We start from the raw sequence: 23,291 nt of genomic DNA, 5'->3' as shown, positions 1-23,291 counted from the left end.
GTCCGGGCCCTCACCCGGCCCCCGCCCGACGCCGTCGCGCTACTGGTCCCAGGTGAGCTCTACGCGGCGATCGGCGGCTCTGCCCGCCTCGTTGACGCTGCCGTTGTCGTTGCTCTCGCCGGCCACCGGCTGGGTCTCCCCCTTCCCCGAGGCCTCCACCTTGAGTGAGGGCTCCTTGGAGGCCAGGTAGTCCGCCACGGCCCGGGCCCGCTGCTCGGACAGTGTCTGGTTGTGGGCGTCGTCGGCCACCGAGTCGGCGTGGCCGACCACCGCCATGGAGGCCGGCGGCGTCCCGCCCCAGCCCGACACGATGCCGTCGAGGACCACGGTGGCGCGCGGCGTCAGCGCCGCCGAGTCCGTCTCGAAGGTGACGGCGCTGTTGAGAGTGGCCCTCGTCTTGCCCTTGCCGGACTCGGTGGTGACCGCCCCGTCGGAGGCCCCGTGCGCAGCACGAGCTGGAGCGAGGGGGACACGGTCTCCACGACGGGCTTGATGTCGGCGTCCGCCGGCTCCGGAGGGATCGCCCTGGTCGCCGGCTCGAAAGACGGCGCCACCATAGGAATTCTTCGCACTCGGGAGAATGGGAAGACGTGCACGGGGAGAAAACGTGCTGTCCACGGGGAGGAAATAGATGGTCCCCGTGGTGCTGCCGGCTCCCCATGGCTCCACGGGGAGCGACGGGGAGCGGATGGGGAGCGATGGGTACCTGCCCATCGCGGGCACGACGGCGAACACATACGGTGACGGGCGGGGAACTGCTGTTCCCGGTATTCGGAGGAGTCCATATATGTCTGGCGACCTGCCTGTTTCTGCCCGTCGGCGCCCGCCGCGATGCTCGCGGCGGTCTGCCCGACCCGGTCGGTGCTGGCCGTCCTGGGAGCGCCCGTGCTGACGGCGTGCGAGCGCTCGGGCCCCTGCGGGCCGGGGCGTCCGGCTCGCCCGACGCCGATGCGGGCGGTGCTGCCGCCGGCACTGCTCCCGCACTGAGCGGTGCGAGCGCTCCGCTCGACCGGCAGGGGCTCGATGCGCATGTCCTGGGGCACCACCGCGGGGACCGGAGTCTTCCTCGCGGTGAGGCCGGGCTACCTCCTACGTCGCGTTCGGGGCCATGGACGTCGAGACCGTGACCGCCTTCGTGCCCCAGGCGGGCTTCGTCGCGGTCCGCGTCATCGGCCGTGATGAGGCCGCCGGACTCGGGATCGACCTCGACGTCATGGGCAGGGAGCTGACGAAGCAGAAGCCCGAGAGCACCCCGACGGCGGGAGCCTTGACATCGTGGGGCACACCGACGACGTCGCCGACGACGCCCACAACCAGAAGCTCTCCGAGGACCGCGCCGCCGCCGTCAAGGACCGTCTCGCCCAGCTCGCCGACCTCGCCCCCTGGCAAGTCACCGCCACCGGCAAGGGCGGGAGTGAGCCGGCCGTCAAGGACGCCACCAACCAGGCCCGCGCCGCCAACCGCAGAGTCGTCATCACCATCACCCCCACCAGCGGCACCCGGAACAGCGCCGCGCCCACAGCCGCGCCGTCGTCGGCCCCGCCGGCCGCGCCGTCGTCGTCGGGCGCACCAGACGGCACCGCCCTGCCCGAGCCCAAGGGCCCCGTCGGGGCCGGCCCCGGCGGCGTCACCGCCGTCTGCACCTCGTCCGGCTCTTTCGTCTCCGACGAGCGGGTCACCATCCCCCCCCGCCGCAGGTCGTGCGCGCCGGAGGACTCCTGTTCAGCTGGCTCTCGGTCACGGTCGGCCCTGGGAGCCGACGAGAACTCGGTTCTGTCGGCCTGGTTCGACGACAGCGAGTTCCTCCTGGCCAATGCGCGAGGAGAGGACGGCAGCCTGCTGTCCACCATGCACGCCTACCGACTCACCGATATTCCCGTCGTGAGCGTCTGAGGGCCGGGCTGCCTGCCGGCCCCCGGACGTCCCGTCCCCTTTCGCTGAGATCGGTTCACTTCCGCACCGAGATCGGTCCGCAGTGCTGGCCGGGTCGTGCCTTCTCGCATGTGGTCCTACGTTGGCTCGTGGTCCGGATGTCCGTCAGAATGACATTGAAGGCTCAAGACGCCACATGTGTTGAAGGAATCCCTGTAATCACGCGGTTCTCTGCTCGGGCTTCGGGCCTCGGAGGGGGCAATGTCATTCTGACGGACAACGGGCATCTGTGCGGCCCGGTCCGCTCGGTGGGCTGCGCGGCAGGCTCTTCGTGCTGGAGCGCGGGCGGGGAGGGGCGTAGCGTCCGGGCGGCGCGGAGGACGGCTCGGGCGGGAAGGGCACGGCGATGGTGCGCTCGTGTAGCGTCCGGGCGGCGCGGAGGACGGACGACGGCGTGGCTGCGTTCGGTCGACGGCGTCAGCCCGACCGCCCGGCCCCTGCCACGCCGCCCGCCGGCACCGGCCCGGAACCACTCATCTGGGTGAGCCGGTCCCGAGCGCCCTCTCGCCTCCACGACCTCGCGCGGTCGTTCCTCAACCGTCGCGGTCGTGGATCAGAGGTATGACCGCGGCCCCTGAGCTGCGACCAGGCGGACGAGGGCACGGCCGCGCGGGCGCCCGACCGCTCTCGGCGCGGAAGTGAACCGATCTCGGCGAAGGGAGAGGACGCCGGGCCGCTGCGCGGCTCGCGGGAGCCCTGGGTCGTGAGCATCACGAGCGGGTCACGACCCTGTAGGTTGGCCCTGTACTCGACCAGCCTCGACCCGAGTGGAACCTGCATGACTGCTCCCATTCCGACCGCCCCCGGCGAGCCGCGTCGCCTCGGCAGCGCCTACGTCCTGATCTCCCTGATCGGCACAGGCGCCCAGGGGGAGGTCTGGCTCGGGCATCGTGTCAACGACGCCACGACCGACCTCGCCGTGAAGCTCCTGCGCGCAGACCTTCTCCAGGACCCCGGGGTCATTGAGCGCTTCGTGCGCGAGCGCGCCACCTTGATGCGGGTGCGCTCCCCCTACGTGGTCGGCGTGCAGGACATGGTGGTCGAGGGGGAGACGGCCGCGATCGTCATGGACCACGTCGGAGGCGGGGACCTGCGCCGCCTCCTGGAGTCGTGGGGGACCCTGCCGCCCGCCGAGGTCGCCGGGCTCGGGGCGCTCCTGGCCGAGGGGCTGGCCGTGGTGCACGCCGCCGGCATCGTGCACCGCGACGTCAAGCCGGCCAACGTCCTCATCGACGCCATGAGCGCCTCGCCCCAGGGTCCGGCCCAGGCCCCCGCATGGACCCCGCGCCTGGCCGACTTCGGCGTCGCCCGCATCTGCAGCACGGTCGCCTCCTCCAGGGCCACCGGCGCGATAGGCACGCCGCTGTACATGGCGCCGGAGATCCTCGACGTCCACGCCCCGACCTCAGCGGCCGACATCTACTCCCTGGGCATCGTCCTGTACGAGGCGGCGTGCGGTGTGCCGCCCTTCGTCGGCGCGCCCTCCCAGGTCCTGGCCCAGCACGCCCGGCGCGCGCCGGGACGGCCGCAGGGCGTGCCCGACCCACTGTGGGCGATGATCGACAGGATGCTCGCCAAGCGGCCGGAGGCCCGGCCCGGGGCGCCGGAGACCGCCCAGACCCTGGCTGCCCTCGTCCCCGCCCTGGCGGGGCTGCCCGCGGCCGCGCGCATCCAGGAGCCGCCGCCGTCGGCGCCCTCGGCCGCGCCGTACGTGTGGAACGAGGAGCCCGCCGCATCCGATGCGGCTGCGAACCCTGCCAGTCCCAAGGGCCAGACACCCCCGACGGTCGCCAACTGGTACCAGCCCACCATGGTCGCGCCCCCCTCGCCGAACGGGGCGACAGCGGTGGCTCCCCCGACGGGCCCCGCCGCCGGCCCGCCCGCCGCCACGCTCGTCGCCGCCGCCTCGCCGCCGCCCCGCCGTCGTCGCCGCGCACTCATTGTGGGGGGCATCGCCACCGCCGTCGTCATCGCCCTGGTTCTCGGTGCCGGCGGCCTGCTCCTGTGGCATCGCCACCGCAACCAGGGTGCTCTGGCCGGGACCCTCGCCTCACTGCCGGGCAAGGCAAAGGTGGTCGAGCTGCGCCACATCACTGACGTGTCCGACTACGTCTCCTCGCCCGGGGGCGGCTCCCTGGCGGTCAAGTCCTCCGGGGACTGGTCGCTGTACAACCTCGACTCGGCGGACCAGGCGCCGGTGTGGACGGGGGACTGCGACAAGGTCCGCTTCTGGGACAACACGAGGCTGGCGTGCGACGACGGCACTGACGAGCCGACGCTGATCTCGCTCGACGGGTCCGTCTCCACCGACGTGCCTGGCCCGGCGGGCCACCACCTCATGGGCTCCGACGGCGAACGCGCTGTTCTCATTGACGGTGACGCCCATGGCATGAGCATTGAGGGGGGCTCCCTGGTCGCCGTCGATAAGAACGGCAAGGAGTCCTGGCGCTCTGAAGGCCACTACTCCAAGGCCCGCGTCAGGAACGGCTTCGTCCTCGCCTACGAGGACCACTCCAAGCGCCTGTACGTGCTGTCCGCCGCCACCGGGGACGTCCTCTACTCCCAGGGCACCGATCGCGTCCCCGACTTCTACGCCTACGGCAGCGCCCGGGACCCCGAGCCCGGCGACAAGACCTTCGAGGTCGACGGCATCAATCTCGACGCGGGAACCAACGCCTTCGTCGTGCGGGGGAGCGCGGGCGCCACCGTCTACGACTCGAAGGGGAAGCAGATCGCCGACATCCCCGGCTCCGCCTCGGGGGAGCCGGCCTGGGCGACGTCGGGGAACCGCGATGCCAAGGACTTCGCCGACGACCTGTCCAAGACCCAGGGCGCGCCCGGCACGGTCGCCATGGTCGGGACGGGCACGTCGGTGCCCGTCGCGGTGGACACCGTGGGCTGCCGGGCCACCCGCTCCGACAAGGACGTCACCTTCACCCCGCCCGCACTCGCCGGCGGGGAGGAGTGCGTCATTACGCCCAAGGGGCTCATCGGAGGGGACTCCGCGGCCCTGCTCGCCATGGGCAGGCCCAGCAGCAGCTCCAAGGACACCGGTGCCCACGCGGTCGCCTACGATCTCAAGACGGGCGAACAGCTGTGGCAGGCGGCGGGCGTCCTCATCAGGGCGCTGCCGCCGTCCGGCGACGCCCCCGGGGACGCGGCGGGTCAGCCGCGCATACTCGTGGCCCGGGGGTCGAGCTTCAACGCCGAGCTGGTTGTCAACGCCGTCGTGCCCGACTGAGCCCCGACGGCACGGCCCGGCGGGTGCGGGAGCCGTGCGGGCCGGCGGTGCAGCGCTGCCCATCGCCGTCGGACGCGCGACGCGATACGGTCATGTGACAACACGTTCAGGAAAGTGACCCAATGAGTACTCCCCGCTTCGATCCCCACGCGACGCGCTCCGGTTTCTCGCGCCGGGTCGTGCTCTCGCTGCCCGCGCTGGCCGTGGCCGGCGGACTCGCCGCCTGCGGCAAGGACGAGCCGCCCATCGTCCCGGCGACAGGCGCCGGCCCCTCGCCCACGCCGACCGCCGCCGCCGCGGTGGCGCTCACCGCCGGGGAGACCCTCAATGCGACCGTCGGCCCGCTTGTGCGGGTCACGCACGAGGGGACCGACCTGACGGTGCTTCCCCTCAGCGTCGCCCGGCCTGCGGACGCGGCCGCCGCGACGCTCGACGCCGCCGCCGTCGTGCTGGGCGGGCTCGTCTCCACCGTCGGCGTCTACAAGCCGCTGCGCCTGATCGACCCCGAGGGCTCGCGCATCTGGTCGACTACCACCGTGCAGTCCCTCTTCGACTCCCTCGGCCCGGGTGAGGAGATGGACCTCGACCCGACCTTCGGCCCGGTCGACGTCGATGCGGTGACGGTCTTCCTGTCGCACGGCGGCTTCATCGAGGTGCCCGTCGTCGGCTCCGACGACGCCCGGGCGCCCGCGCTGGACATCGGCTCGGTCCTCTCGAAGGCGCAGCCCCAGGACTCCCTGCGCGACCCGGTGTCCATCGAGCGCTACTCCGTCGCCCTGGACGGCTCCTCCAGCGGGCTGACCGACGGGGACGAGACCTCCGTCGACGTCTCCAGCGACGTCACCTTCGCCACCGACTCCGCCGAGCTCAGCGCCCAGGCCGACGACGCCCTGAAGGGTGTCGCCGAGACGATCGGCGGCTACAGCGGCGGGAGCCTGACGATCACCGGGCACACCGACGACGTGGCCGACGACGCCCACAACCAGACGCTGTCCGAGCAGCGCGCGCAGGCCGTGGCCGACCGGCTCGGGACGCTGACCGACCTGGGCGCCTGGACGCAGACCGTCGTCGGCAAGGGCGAGACCGTACCCAAGGCCGCCAACGACACCGAGGAGGGGCGCCAGGCCAATCGGCGCGTCGAGGTGGTCATCGCCCCGACGGACGGGACCGACGGCTCCCTGGTGCGCTCGGCGGGCGGGGCGGAGATCCCCGAGGCCACCGGGCCCACTGCCAAGGGCCCCGACGGCGCCACCATCGGGGGCGGTGCCCTCGGGCTGGGTCAGGTCACGGTCCGGCTCGACCAGGTGCTGCGCCGGGGGAGCCTGCTGCTGGGTGTTCTCGAGGTCACCGGCGGCAAGAGCGGGTCGCTGACCCCCCTGGGCACCGGCTGGCTCTCCGACCCGGGCAGCGTGCTCAACAATGTTCGCGGCGAGCCGGGCGGGGCCACGAGCCTGCTCGCCTCCGACGGGCTGACCCTGCTGTCGGGGTCGGACCGGATCTACCCCGTCGACTACCTCCTGCCCGGGTCGTCGGCGCACCGTGCGCTCACCGAGCTCGAGCTCACCGAGATCCTGGCCGACGGCCAGACGAGCCGGGTGTGCGTCGCCTGGCCGGACACCGGGGAGGACGCCGTCATGGTCGATCACCCCGCCGGAGGCGCCCTGCCCTGCCCCTGGCGGCTGACCGACGTGCCCGTCGTCGCCGGCTGAGTCCCGCCGCTGAGCCCCACCGGCTGGCTTCAGCTGTCGGTGACGGGGATGTCGGTGAGGCGGAAGGCGTATGAGGGGCTGCTGTTGTATCCGGCGTGGTCGAGGGTGAGGGTGTCCTGTCCGGTGTCGGGCCAGACGACGCAGACGGTGGTGCTGGCGCCCTCCGCAAGAGCCTCTCCCGGCATTCGTTCGGTCAGGATGCTGTGGTTGTGGTCCTTGCTGTCGGTGGGGACGTAGTCGGCGGGGTAGACGCGCTGGCCGTCGGCCGGTCAGGTGAGCTCGATCCAGCGGCCCGCGGTCTCGATCTGCTCGTCGGTGATCTTCTTGCCCGACAGGTCGATGAGCGAGACCTGCGAGCCGTTGTCCACCGCCCAGGTCGCGCCGCGGCTCGCGTGGGGCCAGGACGTCTGGTAGTCCTGCCGCGCCACCACGGTGCTGCCGTCGGTGATCGCGGTGCGCGAGCCGACGGGGAGGTAGCCGCGCGTGACGGCGCGCGCGGCGTTCATCGCCAGGTCGAGCGCCTGGTACACGTCCGCGGCGGTCACCGACTGCGCCGTCATGAGGACGGCCGACTCGTCTGACGGGTCCGTCCAGCGGGTGCTCCACAGACTGGACTGGGGGACGGTCTTGTCCCAGCCGGACGGGACGGCGAGCCGGAGGCCGCCGTCCTGAGCCTTGCCCCAGCCGGGGGCGGGACCTGCGGAGGAGCAGGCGGCGAGCGATGCCGTCGATGCTGCTGACGCCGCCGCCACAGCGGCCAGGACCCCGGTTCGCCGTCGTACCCTCATCATGAGGCCCTCCTCGTCAGGTCGAGCGTGTCCTCGATGCCGTTGCGCAGGCCGTCGTCGATGGAGGTGCCGAGCAGGGTCAGCACGCCCGTGCCGGCCTCCGTGGCAATGATCCAGGTCCACCCGCACCAGGCGCCGTCGGGCCCCCAGTAGAAGGCGACGCGCTCAATCGCCGGACGGGACTCCTCCTGCCAGGAGATGCGGCCGATCTCCGCATAGCTCTGGACGAGTCCGGAGGTGACCAGGTCTGCTGTCTGCCTCACGCCGTCGGCGGTCGTGGTGCTGTCGACGGCCGAGATCATGACCCGCTGGTCGAACTCGTTGTCCGAGGTCTTCAGGTCGTAGGAGGCGACGTACAGGCCCCAGTCGTTGCGGGGCGTGGGGCCGGTCAGGGTGGAGAGGATGCTGAAGGAGATGCCGGAGAAGTTGACGGCGGTCCACGCCTCCGGGAACTCGCTCGGGCCGGGGGAGGGGGCCGAGGGCTGACTCACGTCGGAGACGGACTCCATGCCGTCGTTGGGGGCGGTGACCTCCGACCTCCCGCAGGCCGACAGGGCGAGGGCCGTGGCCCCTGCCCCGGTGGCGAGCAGCGCGCGGCGCCTCATGGCGCGGTCACCGCGATCGAGTCGAGAACCGCCGTCATCAGGGCCGTGCTGTCGGCCCGCTCGGAGCTGGCGAAGACGTAGACGCCGTAGCTGTACCCGCCGGCGCCGTCGACGATGACGCCGGCACAGGCGACCTGCACCTTGGCGGCGTGCGGGTCCTGGGACCAGGGCGGGACGGCGGAGGACGTCCAGCTCAGACGAGTCGCGTTGCTGCCGCCCTCGACCGCGGCGGAGCCGGCGCTCGCCTCGACCCCCTGCGACTTCAGGGCCTCCTGCTCTGCGGAGAGCATGTCGCCGGCGGGCTTGGAGCCGCCGGAGTAGTACTCGACGTCGACCGTCACGGCCGTCGCGGCGGAGTCGTAGTAGGTCTGGTGCATGCCGTCGTCGTAGGTCGTCGCCGCGGCGGTGAGGGCGTCGGCGGGCACCTGCACCATGAGACCCGGGGCCGGCTGGAGGGTCATGGTCGAGCCCGGCGGCACCGTCGCCGTCGGGGAGGCCGCGGCGGTCGCGTCCGACGACGGCGGCGCCGCCGGGCCGGTTGAGCCGGTGGGTGCAGGCTGAGTGCTGCCGGCGCCCGCCGGCGCGGGGGAGGAGGCGGGGGCCGCGGCGGTCTGCGGCGCCTCGGCATCCGCCGTCGTCGACGGGGAGGCGGAGGCGCCCCCGCTCCCGCCGGAGCAGGCCGCCTGGGTCAGGGCGGCCGCGATCACGACGGCGGTCGCCGCGGTCCTCAGTGCTGTCGCCACGTGTGCGCCCTCCTCACATGGGTCGTTGCGGGTCAGAGGTCGGTCAGAGGTCGGTCAGAGGTCCTGGAGGGCCAGCTGCTTGTAGCCCGTCGTCAGCTGGCTCGTGCTCCAGGCCGGGGCGAGGGCGTCCGGCCCGCCCTTGTCCTTGATCGCCGTTCCCTCCAGGATCTGCCGGGTGGCGGTGGCGTGGGCGGAGACGATGTCCGCGAACCCCTGCCCGGGGCTGTCGGAGAGGTCCAGCGCGGTCAGGGGGACGGTCAGGGAGCCGGACGACAGGGCGGCATGGCGGGCGTAGGACGTGGCGACCTCCCGGTCGGTGTCGCTGAGCAGCGGCACCTCCAGGGTGGTGGTGACGATGGTGGTCACCGCCGCTCCCGAGGTGACGCCGGGGATGCCGTCCTGGGCGGTGCCCTCGGTCGCGTGGGTGAAGACGATGCTGTCCAGGTCGCCGCCGCTGTCGTAGCTGAAGGTCAGGCTGCCGATGCAGGTGCGCTCGCCCTCGCCCGGCGCGGTGGTGCCGAATGATGTCCAGGGGTCGGTCTTGTCCTGCGGGGCGGCGGGCACCTCGGCCTTGTAGGTCAGCGTGTGCGAGACCGATCCCGTTCCGTCGGGCTCCGCGGCGGTGGTGCGCTGGTACCCGACGGCGTCGCTGACGGTGAACGCGGGTGCGGCCGCGGCGCCGGTGGGCGTGGCCGAGGGCCCGGGGGTCCCGGCGGGTGCGGTGCCGGTCGGTGCCGCGCTGCCGCCGGGCGCGGCCTGGCCGGAGGCGGAGCCGAACGATGCGAAGGACGGCGTTGCGAGGGTGATGCGCGAGCCGGACTCAACCGTTCGGTCGAGCGCGGCATGACCCTGCTGCCGGTTGGTGCGCAGGCGGCCGGTGCCGATGTTGTCGGCCGGGGCGGTGCTCACCTGCCCGGCTGCGTCGCAGGCGCGCTGGTTGGAGCACGGGCGGGTGGCGCCGGCTGAGAGCATGGCGGTCACCTGGTCGGTCACGGGGTTGCCCGTGGCGGTTCCCTGGTCCGCGCTGGAGTAGCCGCCGGAGAGCTTCTGCGTCGTTGTCGCGATCTGGGCGGGGTCTGGTGTCGTGGACGCGCCCGCGGGCAGCGCCGTCGTCACCACCGCGCCTGCTGCCAGGGCCGTCGCCAGCAGCGCGGCGCCCCTTCGGCGCCCGGCCGGCGCTGCTGGGAACCCGCGGCGGGTGGCCGGGAGCGTGCCCGTGCTCCGGGAGCCCGAGGGCGTGCTCCGCGTGCCCGCCCCGGAGGCCGGGTCGGGCTTGGGACGGGCGGGTGGCAGTGCCTGGGAGCGAGGGCGCATGGAGGGCGTGCATCCTTTCGACGACAGCAGACGACAGGGGCGTCCAGTGGTTCCGCGTCGAGACGGAATCGTGATCCGCTGATGAGTCTAAGGGCACATGCGTCGAGCCGTCACGGGGGAGCGGGACACATGGGACCGGGCAGGCTGGGTCCAGCGGGCGTGGGCGTCAGCCGGTCAGGCGGGCCGAGAACACGGTGTCCCACAACGGGGAGCCCTCCATCTCGCCCTGGCGTGCCGTGGCAATGAGGGACCACCCGCTGTCGGGGCCGTCGCTGATCCAGAAGCCCAGAGAGTCGAAGAGCTGCTGCGAGCCGTCGTCCTTCACCAGCTTATCGACCCAGGTGATGACGTAGGCGTCCTCCGCCCCGGGCCAGGTCTCCTGGGTCCGGCGGACGTAGGAGTGCTTCTCGCTCTCGGCGTCCAGCAGGGACTCCTGGGCGTAGGTCTCCTCGACCAGCGAGCGTCCGAAGGACGGGACCCGGCTCACCAGCACGCTTGGTATGCCGTCCTCCGCCCCCGGCATCTCGATCTTGGTCGCCGGCCTTCCGGCGGAGTTCGTCTTGCCCTCGACAACCGACCCGGACGGGGCGGTGACGGTCAGGCCCTCAACGGTGGTCTCGTCGCCACTGGGCGTGGTCGGGGTCAGTCCTCGCGAGGGCGAGTCCGGCACCACGGGAACGTCCTCCGCGCTGCGCCTCGACGGCACCGCTGTGGGGTCCGACGTCGGTGCCGCCGATCCCGTTCCCGCCGGGGCCGCCGTGCCACCTCCCTGAGACGCGCCTCCCGAACCGTCCCGCGAGCCGCGACCGCACGCGACCAGTGCCGCCAGGCCGCCGGCGACAGCCGCGCTGGCTACGAGTCTCCGTCGGTTCATGCCTCTCACTCTTCCTTTTTCTATTAGCGGTGGCGGCATAAAGCGGCCATGCGTTCCTCATCAGGACTATAGGGGTTGATGTTTCGGTTTTCATGAGCGTGCTCTATCGGGATGTTCTCGGCGCCGCGCCAGGGTAGGGGCGGGGGCGGGCGGCAGCGATAGCATGGTTTATCCCTGGGGTGTGCCCTGAGAGTTCGACTTGCGAGCTGAAGAAAAAACTTCTCTGCCGCATACTACATCAACCGGTGGTGCAGGTGCCTCGCTGCGCTGCCAGAGGTTAGTGGTCGACGAGGCGTGTTGTGACACTTGCGTGCGCAGCCATTCCATCAGGCGCTTTGAAGGGCGCCGGGGAAGACGTTCTGCGAGGCTGTGATGGTGCAGGAGTTGGTGCGGAAGCCTCCTTGGGACGTTTGGCGACGCAACTGCCATCAATTTTGAAACCGACCTTGCCTCCGTTGAGGCAGACGCCGTCCTCCAGGACGATCTCGGCTGTGGACGTTGCCGTCATCTTTTTGTCTACTCCCTCAATCGAGGAATTTGTCTCCACTGTGACGGTGACGGTTCTGTGGGCCGGGTCGACGGAGTACGCCGTGACTGTCGCGTTGTTGCGCGAGGCGTACTTGTCAGCCGCGTTCTTGGCCTCAAGGCCCGCGTAGGATCCCAGTCCACGACCGATTCCGCTCCATAGGCCGTTGGAGTCGCCAGCCCTGTAGGCATTGTTATATGCCGACTCGAGGGAGTCAGCCCAGGCGCCTGCTGCTGCGAGAGCGGCGGCATCTGCGGCACCGCTGGCGTCACGCCGGAAAAGAGTTACTTTTCCGAGGCCTACCATGAAGGTGAGTGCCAGTACCGCCAGAGCTCCTGCGGCAAGAGTGAGATAGGGGAGAATGCTTCCCCGCTCCTTGCCGGTGATCGATCGGCGGCAAGCACGCAGCCTGTGAAGAATACGTTCCATAGTGAGGTTCAGCTTTCGGTGACGGGGATGTCGGTGAGGCGGTAGGCGTAGCTGCTAATGCCCCGTGTGCGTGGGGCGGCGTGGTCGAGGGTGAGGGTGTCCTGTCCGGTGTCGGGCCAGGCGACGCAGATGGTGGTGGTGGCGCCCTCCTTGAGGGACTCTGCTGCGCTCAGCTCGGTCAGGGGGCGGTGCCAGTCGCCGCCGGGTGGGAGGTAGTCGGCGGGGTAGACGCGTTGGCCGTCGGCCAGGAGGGTCAGTCCTTCGCTGATCTTATCCACGGCGCCCATTCCGCCGGTCTCGCCGCGGGCGCTTTGGATGATTGCTGTGATGGCGGGGCCCAGAGGGTCGGTCAGCCACATGTTCAGGCCGGTGCTTCCGGTGCCGCCGGGGCCGGTGGTGGCGGTGAGCTGGGCGGTCAGGAGGCCGCCGGTGCGGGTGGCGTGGTCGAGGGCGAAGGTGACCTGGCCCTTGCCATCGGGTTCTGGGACAGTGACGCCGTCGGGGCCCTTTCCGGTCGGGCCCGTGCTCTCAGGCAGGTTGCCGTCCGGTGTGCTCGACGACGACGGGGCGGCCGAGGGGGTCGACGACGGCGTGGCGCCGTTCTGGGTGCCGCCTGTGGGGGTGATGGTGGTGACGACGCGTCTGTTGGCGGCGCGGGCCTCGTCGGTGGTGTCCTTGACCGCGGGCTCACTCTCGCCCTTGCCGGTGGTGGACACCTGCCACTTGCCCAGGTCGGTCAGCTGGGTGAGGCGGTCCTTGACGGCGGTGGCCCTGTTCTCGGAGAGGGTCTGGTTGTGGGCGTCGTCGGCGACGTCGTCGGTGTGGCCGACGATGTCCAGGCTCCCGCCGTCGGGGTACTGGGCGATCTGGTCGGCCACGGTCTGGAGCTGGGAGTCGGCCTTGTCGGTCAGGTTGTAGGAGTCGGACTCGAAGGTGACATCGGAGGCGAGGGTGACGGTGACGTCCTTGTCGGTGGTGTGCGTGCTGGCCGAGTCGTCAATGGCACGGGTGTAGCGCTCCAGGTCCACCACGGCGGCCTTCTCACCGGGGCCGCTTTTGTCCTTGAGGGTCTTGTCGGCCTCGGCCAGGACCTCAGGGCTGATGCCGGCCGTGTCGGCCTGGTCGCGGCCGATGACGCTCACCGTGACGAAGCCGGTCTGGGGGATAAGCGCGGTGACCTGGTCGATGTCGACCGGTGCGAAGATGACGGCGGAGGCGGCCGTTTCACCGGGTTTGAGGTTCAGGCCGCCTCCGGTTGCCGAGCCTGCGACCCACACTCGCCCCGCACCGGCGGTGTCGATCAGCCGCACCCCGTCAGCGCCCGTGCCCAGCGGAGGCGTTCCCAGATAGTTGCTGGCGATAAGAATGTCGTCAAAGTGCTGGAATTCCTGGACGTCGTTGACCGCGGCGTCGTCCGCGGCTCGGGTGAGCTCGACGACCAGGGCCGTGGCGGTCTCGTCCAGGCGCACCAGCGGAGACACGCGCGCAGTGACCCGCTGCCCCATAATGTGGGCCTCCAGCTCCTGGAACTCGGCCGGAGCAGCAGACGCTCCACCATCAGACGATGCCCCGTCCGAGGCGCCGCCGCCGGACGACGCACCATCTGACGCACTGTCCCCAGACACACCACCATCAGAGCCGGACCCGAGCCCGCCACGACACCCCGCCAGAAGCGCTCCTGCTGCGGTCAGTGCCGAGACGGACACGAACGAACGACGTTGCATGGCAGTTCCTCTCTTGATAGTCATTCGATGCGAAATTTCTCGGCTATAGCCGGCGCTTATTCGCCATTATATACATGCAGCACTGGGTGCAGGCGACTGAGAGTGTCGTCTGCACCCAGTGCCATGAATCGATGCGGCCTGCCATGTGTAAATATTCAGACATGGAGACTGCCGATGGGTCCCATGACCTTAGTGGCAATCAATCGCCGACGTGGAGATTACCGACGGCCTCCATAATCTTGGCGGCAATAATGTTGCCGATCTGTCGCCCCTGCGATGTCAGGGCGCCACCGGCGACGGCCACGAGCATTGCGACAATAAGAGCGATGCCGGCGTACTCGATCATGGCCTGACCACGCTCGTCATCGCGCAAGTCTGCGAATGCCTGCTGAACACGAATCTGCAGGCGGAGCAGAGAGGTGTTGTTCATGGAGAACTCCTCATATGAAAACTAGATGACTGCTTGAAGACGAACTGCTTGCTCGTCCTCCTGACAGGTGAAACATATGGGAACGATGCCCCTAGCGGCAGGGGCGAGTGCCCCGATCAGCGCCCCTGACCGCGCCCCAACCAGGCGGACACGGCCTCGGAGCGGTTGTGGACGTCGATCTTCGGGTAGGCGGCGTTGAGGTAGTTCTTGACCGTTCGCTCGGACAGGAACAGTCGACCGGCGATCTCCGCGTTGGACAGGCCATCGGCGGCGAGGTCAAGGATCTCCGCCTCCCGGTCGGTCAGGCGCTCGCGTAAGGGGTTTGGGCGATTATCGTCGGAAGGGTGGAGCATGACGTCGGCCGCCTCTCGGCCCAGTACCAGTCCGCCATGCCGGCAGGTCTCGATCGCGCCTGCCACCTCGTTGACGCCGAGCTGACCGTGCACCAGGTACCCGCGTGCCCCTGCGTCCAAGGCGTGCCGAATCAGTGCGGGATCCTTCATGGAGGTGAGCATAATAACGGAGGCGCTGCCGACGAGTTCCGGCAGTATATCCAGGCCGCTTCGGCCCGGCGGCATGGATACGTCCAGAAGAATAATGTCCGGAGAGTGGGCGGACGTCATCTCAAGTGCGGTAAATGCGTTCTCGGCCTCCAGCACCTCTGTGACCGTGTCCACTCTTCCCAGAACCGCTTGGAGGCCGGCCCGCACAATTGCATTGTCGTCCACCACCAGAACCTTTGTCACTTATTCCTCCCCGTCAGTCGCGTCGGTTCTGCTGGTCATGTTTGCTGTGAGGCAGCGGAGAGGGACCCGGAGGCGCGTGCGCAGACCGATGCTAGGTTCGGGCTGCGAATCGATTGTGAGGGCGGCGCCCAGCGCGTGCGCACGTTCTTGCATGCCTGCTAGACCATAGTGGCCTTTAGAGTGAGAAGAATCGGCGTCCGCCCCCCTGAGTCCGACGCCGTCGTCGGTCACTTCCACAAGCAATGCGTTGTTCTTCACCCGGGCAGAGAAACGCACGGTGTGAGCATGTGCATGTTTTTCAATATTGGTGAGCGCCTCTCCGAGTATGCGTTGGAGCTGCCACATGGCTTCCGGTGAGCACAACAAGCGCGGTTCAGGCTCTGCGTCGTTACAAGTCGCCGTAATTCCAGTTCGGCTGCTCCAGCGGCTGACCTCGTCCGCCAAGGCGCCAATCGTATTGTTCTCGGCGCTCACTCGGAGCCCGTCCAGGACGAGCCGTGCCTCGCGGCTCGCCTCATCCGCAGACTCGAAAAGCGTGTGACTGAGGGGGGCGCACTCATGATTCTCGGCCTGAAGCAAGGCGTCAAGGGTCTCGGTGAGCATTCTGATTCCGTGCACGCTCTTGGCAAGTGAGTCGTGCAGATCGCGGGCGATAGTGAGTCGCTCGGCCAGGGCGCGTTCGTCGGCTCGGGCAGCGGTCGCGGCGGCGGAGAGGCGGCCGACCCGCTCGAATTGCGTGCGTAAACGATTGCCAAGGACAACTCCGGCGCATATGCCCAGCGCCGCTGCAATCATTGCTTTTGGGGCCATGGGTGCGCTGCTGGATCTTGTGAGGGTGAGGACGATAGCGCCTGCGGCCCATGTCGTGGCCCAGGTCGTGGTTGTAATAAGACCAGTAAGCAGGGCAGAGGTGAGAACGTAGGCCAGTGACAGGTAGATCGCGTCATTGAATAGAGTTGGCAAAGCGATAATGATCGCAATGGTGATCGCCAGGTCCGCGCAGGGGAAGGTCCATTTTCTTATTAAAAGTCCTGGATTCTTGCGGACAAGCCACATGGGGATCCAACTCATTCCGGCGCCCATCAACAATATTATCGTGGGGACTGTGGATGATCTGCTCGTGAGCAGTCCGAGCTCTCCAGCGAGGAGAATGCCGATCCTGATGTCACAGACAAGCCCTATAGTGCTGAACAGGCTCTGATCGTGTATCGATGCCGACTGGATTGGGTGTGACGCTACTTGTGTTGTCATAATCAACCTCCGAAAAGGCGGGAAAAAACATCACGATTGGCGTACAGCATGCCGCCTGTCATGAGGATGATAGCGCCAGGTACCATGGTGGTCGAAGCCACAAGGGAGACTTTGGGCTGTGCCTTGCTTGCAGCGCGCTTCACCTGCTGGGCGCGCTCACGCCTGATCTCCTTGACAATGGCGGTCAGGGCCTCTCCGATCGGGGTGCCCAGCTCCTCGGACTGGAGAAGAGCGCTGACGAATGTGTCCACATTCTCCGAACGGCACCGCTCCTTTGCGGCGGTGAAGGCGTCTCTGCGGGAGACGCCCAGGCGCATCTCGTTCAGGGTTGTGAGCATCTCCTCGGAGACGGGTCCTCCGAAATTCTCGCACACGCGCTCGAGCGCTCCGCGGAAGGACAGGCCCGAGCGGACGACAACGGCGAGGACATCAAGGAAGTCAGGAATGTCGCGGTCGATCGCCGATTGCCGCGCGCGGAGGGCCTGGAGCAGCCATATATACATCCATCCTGAGAAGATGGCGGCACTAATTATCCCGTACACCGGATGGCCGACGAGGATGAACAGGGCCAGCAGGATCAGGCTCAGAACGATAAAGCCGGCCTCGCGTTGAATGAAGAGATCAAGGGTCAGCCCCTCAGGGTTTCCGGCGCTCCTGAGCCACCTATCCAGGGAGTGCAGTCGCACGGGTCCGTAGATGCGGCGGAGGGCGCGTTGCGCGCGCGTTCCGAGAGTGTCAATGAGGCGGATCATGGGGCCTCGACTCTCGGTGCCCGGCGTGTCGTCGGTGGGACTTCCGAGGATCTGGCTGGTGCCGTCGTCCCGCATCATGCGAATGCCATTGGCCCCCATGAGGACCAGAAGGGTGGAGAGGAGGGCGATCAGCGGCGCCAGCATACTCAGACCTCCACCCGTGAGACGAGCCGCATGAGCAGCATGCCCAGGCCGAAACAGATAAGAGCCGCAAGAAGAATGAGGCGCCCAATGAATGATGCGACCATGTCGTCAAGGACGCCGGGCTTCATAAGATTGAGAAGCACCACAGAGGTCAGGCCGAGAACGGGCACGATGTATCCACTGAACGCTGACGCAAGAATTGCCGTGTGCACTTCACGGTGCAGCTGCTTGCGGTCCTCCAGGGCTATAGCAATGTCCTGCAGGGCGGAGACCAGGGCGCCCCCGGCCTTGGCCTGGATGACGATGGTGCGCACGAGCACATTGAGCTCTCGGGAGGGCATTCGCTCGGAGAGGTCGGTCAGTGCGTCGTCCAACGCCCACCCGAGCGTCAGCTGGGACACAACACGCCCCAGCTCTTCCTTGGCCGGGGCGGGCATCTCCTTGGCGGCCAGAGCGAGAGCGCGCTCCATGGACATGCCGGCGGATGTTCCGTTGGCCAGGACCCGCGACACCTCCGGAAGCTGGGCGATGAAGCGCTCGGCTCTTCGGATGGCGCGGCGCCGCAACCACCTGAAGAAGACAAAAGGAACCGCCGCGGCCAGAATCCCTCCGGCGATCCTGCCGATAAGGGGCCTGGTTCCCAGGTACACGAGCACAACCGCCGCCGCAAGAGCCAGTTCCGTCGTCGCGACGTCCCAGCTGAGCCCGGCACTGGCCAGGCGCCTACGCACTGGCCGATTGACGCGCAGTCTCCCAATGAGGGCCAGGAGCCGTGCAACAGGGCCGATCCGAGCGTCGTCGCCGGGAACGCCCAGGCCCTGGGCCACCTCGGCGGCGCGGCTCGCGTTGAATCCGAGGGTGAGAGTCGCCGCCCCGCCTGCGAGCACCGTCGCCGTCGTGGCGAGAAGGATGAGTCCGATACTGCTCACGACGCCGCTCCAATCACTGTGAGGCTGTCCGGGAGCGACTGGCTGTGGCGGAGTACCCGCTGCGCCATGGGCTCTGGAATACCGCGGAACTCGAACGTCCCCTGGCTGCTGCGGCGCATCGCGTGGCGGTAGCGCAACAGGGGCGTGGTCGTATAGGCCTCACGGCGCCGGGACGTGAGCGCCTCGATGGTGCTCACCCTGCGCGCGCCCGTGGCATCGCGCTCCAGCTGGATAATAATGTCAATGGCCCCGTTGATCTGGTCCCGCACGGTCTCGACCGGAAGAGTGACATCGGACATCGACGAGAGAGTCTCCAGCCGGCTGAGCGCGTCGATCGCGGAGTTCGCGTGGACCGTGGTGAGCGAGCCCTCGTGGCCGGTGTTCATGGCCTGGAGCATGTCCAGGGTCTCGCCGCCGCGGACCTCGCCGACGATAATTCGGTCCGGGCGCATGCGCAGCGAGTTCCTCACGAGGTCGCGGATGGTTACCTGGCCGCGCCCCTCGGTGTTGGCGGGGCGGGCCTCCAGGCGCACCACGTGCGGCTGCTGCAGGGAGAGCTCGGCGGCGTCCTCAATGGTGACAATGCGCTCACGGTCCGGGATCGTGCCGGACAGGGCGTTGAGGAAGGTGGTCTTGCCGGAGCCGGTTCCGCCCGAGACGAGGATATTGAATCTCGCCGCCACCAGGGCGCCCAGCAGGTTCGCGGCCTCCTGGGGCAGGCTGCGGCGCGCCACAAGATCCGGGAGGCGGAAGGGCTCGGGAAAGCGGCGGATGGTGATCGTCGGTCCATCGAGGGCGAGCGGCGGGATAATGACGTTGACGCGCTCGCCGCCGGGCAGGCGGGCGTCCACCATGGGGCTGGACTCGTCCACGCGGCGGTTGACCGAGGAGACGATGCGGTCGATGACCTGGTAGAGCTCGGCCTCGGAGGTGAAGCGGGTGGGGACCCGCTCGATCCGTCCGGATCGCTCCACGAAGACGTCGTCCGCCCCGTTGACCATGATCTCGGTGACGCTGTGATCGGCGATAAGCGGCTCGAGGACGCCGAGGCCGACGGCGTCGTCAATAATGCGCTTGACCAGCCACGTCCTTTCCCGGGGCGACATGACCGGCCCCTCGAGTGACAGGATCCGGGACAGGACCCGCTCCAGCCGTGCGCGCTGCTGGGGCCGCTCGAGCCCGGCCACCTCATCCAGGTCGACCTCCTCCAGCAGACGAGTCCGGTACTGGGCGACAAGGTCCTCTCTGCTGCCGGACACCTGCCGCCTGCCGCCGATGGGCGGCGCCACGCGCTCTCGCAGCGCCATCTCAGTCCTCCGGGAAGTAGGCGGTCCGGGTCACGGTGACGTGCTTGGTGGTGATGGACGGCAGCCCGATGGGGACTCGGGCCGTGACCTGCACGCAGTGCTCGCGGCCGCAGCCGTCGGTGACCGACTCGAGAGCGACCCAGTCCGGCAGCGACTTCTCCGCAGCGGCGGTGGCCGAGCGTCCGAGCATGGCGGCGCGGGCCCCGTCGCGGGCGGCCGCGCTGACGGAGGTCACGGTGGACACGGCCAGGAAGCCCTGGATCAGGAACAGCGTGATAATGACGAGGAGGGGGACGAACAGGACGAGCTCGATGTCGAGCACGCCGCGCTCGCTGCGGTACAGCCTGCCCAGCAGCCTTCCCGGACAGGTGCGTCGCGAGGAGCGCGAGGGCGCTGGCGAGATGGTCGATGTGGTCATGATCGCGTCTCCCGGACGATTCCTGCGTGGGCGGAGGTGCGGAGCTGCACGACGGAGGGCACCGGCAGGGTGACGGTGACACTGTCGCCGGCGCCCCGGGTGATGGTCATGTCCGAGCTGTAGGCCTCGGGCAGGTGGTCGGCGACCTCCTGGTAGACCTCGTCCGGGCTCATGCCGACGCCGTAGCCGTGGGCCGCCTCCTCGGCGGCGTGGTTGGCGTACATGTAGGACACCCCGTAGCCGAGGAGCTGGACGCACAGCAGGAGCGCCGCCGTGGCGAAGGCGAAGACCACGGGGAACTCCACCATGACCTGGCCCTTCTCGGAGCGCCCTCGCCCTCGCCGTCGTCTGCTCTGGCGCCGCTGAGGACGTTGCTGATCCGGCTGCGCCTCCTCTGGCGAGGCCGGTTCCAGGGCGCCGGCCTCACCGGCCAGCGCCGCGGCGGCGACGGACCGGGCGGCCTTGGCCAGGACCGGCACCTTGGCTGTGAGCAATGCGTTCGAGTTGACTGCCATCTCTATCTGTCCGGTGATGTCGGGGATACTGGTCGCCAGCGGGACGCCCGCCATTCTCGCGGCCGCCTTGGGTTGGATCTCGCGCTGGCGGCCGCTGCGGTTCACAATGAGCCCCATCGAGCGCCCGCGGGCGATGTCGAGTCGGTTGAGCGCCTCCGTCAGCCGCCGCACGGAGCGCACGGCCGGGGTGTCGGGGGTGGTCACCACGAGCACCCGGTCGGCGGAGTCGAGCGCCATGGCCAGCACGTCGTCCAGGCGGCTGCCGCAGTCCAGCACGACGTGGTCGAACTGGTAGCGCAGCATGGAGATGATCTGGCGGGTGGCCGCCTCCGTCATGGCCTCGCCCATCTCGCCGTGGTCCGGCGCGGGCAGCAGGGCGATCCCGCCCGGCAGCGGGTACATGACCTCCGAGACCTCCCGGGCGCTCGCCTCCGCGGCGATGTCCACCAGGTCCGTGATCGAGCGCCGTACGGACAGGCCCGTCATGGCGGCGAGGTCGCCCCCGCGCACGTCGAGGTCCACCAGGCAGGTGCGGGCGTGCCGGGCCAGCTGGGCGGCCGCCATGAGCGCCACCGTCGAGGCGCCGACACCGCCCTTGGCCCCGACGACGGCGACCACGGTGCCGATGCGGTGAGTGCTGAGGCCGTCCCGGGAGGCCGCCTCGCTGCGGACCGCCTGCGACCACGCCAGCACCGGCTGGAGGCGGTTGCTCAGCTCCTCCAGGGAGAGCGGCAGCGAGAGCACGGTGCGCGCGCCCGCGTCCATGGCGGCGGTGAGGACCTCGGCGCTTCGGTCGCGGGTGAGCAGGACCACCGGGAGGAGTGGGTGGGCCTGTGAGATCTCCTGCACCGCGGACATGGCGGAGACGTCTGCGAGGGCCTCGTCCACGAGGACGCAGGAGACGTCGCCGGTGCTGAGCGCCTCGCGCAGACGGTCGAAGGAGTCCGTGGCCACGACCTCGCCGAGGCCCTCCGCCTCCGCGATGGCCGCAGTCGCCTGGAGGCGGATCTGCTCATTGCTGGTCAGCAGGTACTGCATCACTGGTTGCCTCCGGGGGTGGCCGAGGCGCCCGTCGAGTACTCGGGGTTGCTCACAGAGCCGTCATCGCCCTCGCGGCGCAGCAGGAGGCGCACCTTCTTGGAGAAGCTCTCGGCGTAGGCGAGCTTGAGCGAGTCCTCCGGGGTGAGGGAGAAGGTCACGGGAACAGCCTCCGACTCCGTGAAGTCGCCCGAGGAGCTCTCATCCTCCACCTTGGTGGCGACGCCGACGTCGGTGATGAGCGCGTTCTGGATAATGACCTGCGCCGTCTGCTGCTTGGTGTTGGGGTCCTCCATGGTGGAGACGACGTCGACGCGCGAGCCGGGCGCGACCTTGCCCGCCACGCCGGTCTCGGCGTCGACCATGATCGTCACCTCGCGGTAGCCCTCGGACAGCTGCGGCGGGTCCTGGAGCATGCTGGCCTGAAGGACGGCGCCCTTACTGTAGGAGGAGGCCGTCACCTTGCCCTCGAAGTCGGACAGGCTGTGGACCGCGTCCTCGGGGATCCAGCGCTCGGGCACCTCAACGGCGGTGACGTCCTCGGCGGTGACCTCCTGCAGCTCGGTCACGTCCTTCGACAGCTCCAGCACGGTGGTCTTGGGGCCGACCTGCGAGGAGACCGACTGGACGTAGTTGAACACCGCCACGAAGGTGAGGATGGCTCCGAGGATCGTGACGAGGATGAGCAGGACCCCTCGCCGTTGACGCGGATTCATCGGGTCTCCTTTGATGGGTCGGGGGCGAAGGCGGGCGGCATGGAGCCGGGCGCGATGGACGCCGGCGCGGGACGGGGCGCGTCCGCGTAGGGCCAGGTGCCGCACATGAGGCACCCCGCGGGGGTGGCCAGCAGGCCGCAACGGGGGCAGGTGGTCCGGGCGACGCGGGCCAGCGCCTCGTTGGCCAGCGGGCTGGGATCGGCGTCGAGCACCGTCATCTCCGCCCACGCCTTCGTCGGCCAGCGCCGGGACGTTGGCAGGAGCGGCTCGCGGTGGAGCCCCAGCCGGGCGAGGTTCGCGGTGACCCGGCCCGACTCGTCGTCGGCGGCCCACACGGCCAGACGGCCCTTGTCGGGCGCGGTCCACGTGGGACTGCCGAGCCTGACCACGCGCCCCCGGTTCAGGTCCAGCTCGAAGCGGGACCCGGGCAGCATACTCTGCAGGTGCTGGCCGACCGAGGGGGCGGGGCTGGTGAGCCTGCTGACGGATGTGAGCACGACCCGGGTGCGCAGCGCGGTGCGCAGCGCGTCGGCGACGACCGGGGCCTGGCCGAGCGCGTGCCGGCTGAGCAGGCACAGGCAGTAGGCGAGCACCCGGAACCGGGTCTCGGGCTCGTCGAGCGGGAGCACTCCCGGCGCGCTGCGGCTCAGGACCGCGCGGACCAGGCGGGCGTCGTGCTCGTCCTTGCCGGTGCGACACAGCAGGAGGACGGGGGCGGGTCCCAGGCCCTCGAGGAGTTCGATGGCCTGAAGCACGTCCCGGTCACTGGCGGCCTCGGCCTGGGGCTGGGAGCCGGTGAGCACAAGCATTCGCAGGGGCTTTCTGTTCGTCGCTGCCGCGCCGGGAGCGCGGTACCGGTGACGCCGAGGAGATGGGACTCCTGCGGAGTCGACGTATGAGTTTCGGACGGTGATCGTGACGATACGGAGAGGTACCGATTCGGCACTATAACATTACGATGCGATCACGATGCACCGTTTGCCTGTATTGTCGTACCGGTAAACAATGGTCCTGCTGGTAGGCGCCTCCATGCACCTCGGTTGGGTGGGGCTCGACATGCGAGACGCGCACCCGGTTCGCTTCCTGTTTTGGCCCGCGACGCGGGCTAGAGGTATTTTTCTATAGTTCAGAATAAATGCGGCTACGAACATGCTTGTGTC

Annotated in this window: 22 protein-coding genes; 3 read left to right on the top strand and 19 right to left on the bottom strand. The window is 69.3% G+C overall.

The window, feature by feature from the left end:
• Positions 1–39 precede the first annotated feature (39 nt).
• Positions 40–618: an OmpA family protein gene (locus AIF0345_RS12750; RefSeq protein WP_285296349.1), complete on the bottom strand. Its 579-nt coding sequence runs from the start codon at positions 616–618 to the stop codon at positions 40–42.
• Between the two features lie 657 nt (positions 619–1,275).
• On the opposite strand from AIF0345_RS12750, the gene AIF0345_RS12745 reads away from it, so the two are divergent.
• The 3 genes from AIF0345_RS12745 to AIF0345_RS12735 all read left to right on the top strand — a co-directional run bounded on the left by AIF0345_RS12745 (position 1,276) and on the right by AIF0345_RS12735 (position 6,882).
• Positions 1,276–1,893: an OmpA family protein gene (locus AIF0345_RS12745; RefSeq protein ID WP_285296348.1), complete on the top strand. Its 618-nt coding sequence runs from the start codon at positions 1,276–1,278 to the stop codon at positions 1,891–1,893.
• Positions 1,894–2,710: 817 nt separating this feature from the next.
• Entirely contained in the window at positions 2,711–5,173 is a 2,463-nt protein-coding gene (locus tag AIF0345_RS12740) for a serine/threonine-protein kinase (protein ID WP_285296347.1), read from the top strand.
• 122 nt (positions 5,174–5,295) lie between these two features.
• Positions 5,296–6,882 (top strand): OmpA family protein, encoded by a 1,587-nt coding sequence (locus tag AIF0345_RS12735; RefSeq protein WP_285296346.1) that lies wholly within the window; start codon positions 5,296–5,298, stop codon positions 6,880–6,882.
• Between the two features lie 29 nt (positions 6,883–6,911).
• Here the strand turns inward: AIF0345_RS12735 and AIF0345_RS12730 are convergent, their stop codons facing one another.
• The 18 genes from AIF0345_RS12730 to AIF0345_RS12645 form a co-directional block, all read right to left on the bottom strand.
• Positions 6,912–7,067 carry a hypothetical protein gene (locus AIF0345_RS12730; protein ID WP_285296345.1) on the bottom strand — a complete coding sequence of 52 codons (156 nt, stop codon included), beginning with the start codon at positions 7,065–7,067 and terminating at the stop codon, positions 6,912–6,914.
• Between the two features lie 84 nt (positions 7,068–7,151).
• The gene (locus tag AIF0345_RS12725) at positions 7,152–7,673 is read right to left on the bottom strand and encodes a hypothetical protein (RefSeq protein WP_268916415.1); all 522 of its coding nucleotides are present in this window, start codon (positions 7,671–7,673) and stop codon (positions 7,152–7,154) included.
• Entirely contained in the window at positions 7,670–8,275 is a 606-nt protein-coding gene (locus AIF0345_RS12720) for a hypothetical protein (protein WP_268916414.1), read from the bottom strand. The genes AIF0345_RS12725 and AIF0345_RS12720 overlap by 4 nt, the downstream gene beginning before the upstream one ends.
• A complete protein-coding gene (locus AIF0345_RS12715) occupies positions 8,272–9,018 on the bottom strand; it encodes a hypothetical protein (RefSeq protein ID WP_268916413.1) in 747 nt (248 codons plus the stop codon). The genes AIF0345_RS12720 and AIF0345_RS12715 overlap by 4 nt, the downstream gene beginning before the upstream one ends.
• 54 nt (positions 9,019–9,072) lie before the next feature.
• A complete protein-coding gene (locus tag AIF0345_RS12710) occupies positions 9,073–10,332 on the bottom strand; it encodes a hypothetical protein (RefSeq protein WP_268916412.1) in 1,260 nt (419 codons plus the stop codon).
• 166 nt (positions 10,333–10,498) lie between these two features.
• Entirely contained in the window at positions 10,499–11,005 is a 507-nt protein-coding gene (locus AIF0345_RS12705; protein WP_268916411.1) for a hypothetical protein, read from the bottom strand.
• A 478-nt stretch (positions 11,006–11,483) separates the two neighbouring features.
• Positions 11,484–12,161 (bottom strand): hypothetical protein, encoded by a 678-nt coding sequence (locus tag AIF0345_RS12700; protein ID WP_285296344.1) that lies wholly within the window; start codon positions 12,159–12,161, stop codon positions 11,484–11,486.
• An 8-nt stretch (positions 12,162–12,169) separates the two neighbouring features.
• A complete protein-coding gene (locus AIF0345_RS12695) occupies positions 12,170–13,786 on the bottom strand; it encodes an OmpA family protein (protein WP_311136089.1) in 1,617 nt (538 codons plus the stop codon).
• A gap of 298 nt (positions 13,787–14,084) precedes the next feature.
• Complete coding sequence (locus tag AIF0345_RS12690; RefSeq protein ID WP_268916408.1) at positions 14,085–14,315, bottom strand: Flp family type IVb pilin; 231 nt, start codon at positions 14,313–14,315, stop codon at positions 14,085–14,087.
• 116 nt (positions 14,316–14,431) lie between these two features.
• Positions 14,432–15,043 (bottom strand): response regulator transcription factor, encoded by a 612-nt coding sequence (locus tag AIF0345_RS12685; RefSeq protein ID WP_285296342.1) that lies wholly within the window; start codon positions 15,041–15,043, stop codon positions 14,432–14,434.
• A gap of 18 nt (positions 15,044–15,061) precedes the next feature.
• Positions 15,062–16,117, bottom strand: a complete 1,056-nt coding sequence (locus AIF0345_RS12680) for a sensor histidine kinase (protein ID WP_285296341.1) — start codon at positions 16,115–16,117, stop codon at positions 15,062–15,064.
• 197 nt (positions 16,118–16,314) lie between these two features.
• A complete protein-coding gene (locus tag AIF0345_RS12675; RefSeq protein WP_285296340.1) occupies positions 16,315–17,208 on the bottom strand; it encodes a type II secretion system F family protein in 894 nt (297 codons plus the stop codon).
• A gap of 2 nt (positions 17,209–17,210) precedes the next feature.
• Positions 17,211–18,137 (bottom strand): type II secretion system F family protein, encoded by a 927-nt coding sequence (locus AIF0345_RS12670; RefSeq protein WP_285296339.1) that lies wholly within the window; start codon positions 18,135–18,137, stop codon positions 17,211–17,213.
• Positions 18,134–19,444, bottom strand: a complete 1,311-nt coding sequence (locus AIF0345_RS12665) for a CpaF family protein (protein ID WP_285296338.1) — start codon at positions 19,442–19,444, stop codon at positions 18,134–18,136. The genes AIF0345_RS12670 and AIF0345_RS12665 overlap by 4 nt, the downstream gene beginning before the upstream one ends.
• Position 19,445: 1 nt before the next feature.
• Positions 19,446–19,862: a TadE/TadG family type IV pilus assembly protein gene (locus AIF0345_RS12660; RefSeq protein ID WP_268916402.1), complete on the bottom strand. Its 417-nt coding sequence runs from the start codon at positions 19,860–19,862 to the stop codon at positions 19,446–19,448.
• Entirely contained in the window at positions 19,859–21,415 is a 1,557-nt protein-coding gene (locus AIF0345_RS12655) for an AAA family ATPase (RefSeq protein WP_285297944.1), read from the bottom strand. The genes AIF0345_RS12660 and AIF0345_RS12655 overlap by 4 nt, the downstream gene beginning before the upstream one ends.
• Positions 21,415–22,131, bottom strand: a complete 717-nt coding sequence (gene cpaB, locus AIF0345_RS12650; RefSeq protein ID WP_285296337.1) for a Flp pilus assembly protein CpaB — start codon at positions 22,129–22,131, stop codon at positions 21,415–21,417. The genes AIF0345_RS12655 and cpaB overlap by 1 nt, the downstream gene beginning before the upstream one ends.
• Positions 22,128–22,940 (bottom strand): hypothetical protein, encoded by an 813-nt coding sequence (locus tag AIF0345_RS12645; RefSeq protein ID WP_285296336.1) that lies wholly within the window; start codon positions 22,938–22,940, stop codon positions 22,128–22,130. Before AIF0345_RS12645 ends, cpaB begins: the two co-directional genes overlap by 4 nt.
• Positions 22,941–23,291 lie beyond the last annotated feature (351 nt).

This window comes from Actinomyces israelii, from assembly GCF_030253495.1.
In the GTDB taxonomy this organism is placed as follows: Bacteria; Actinomycetota; Actinomycetes; order Actinomycetales; family Actinomycetaceae; genus Actinomyces; species Actinomyces israelii.
The sequence above is the reverse complement of the archived record's forward strand: the minus strand, read 5'-3'. Positions and strand labels throughout refer to the sequence as shown.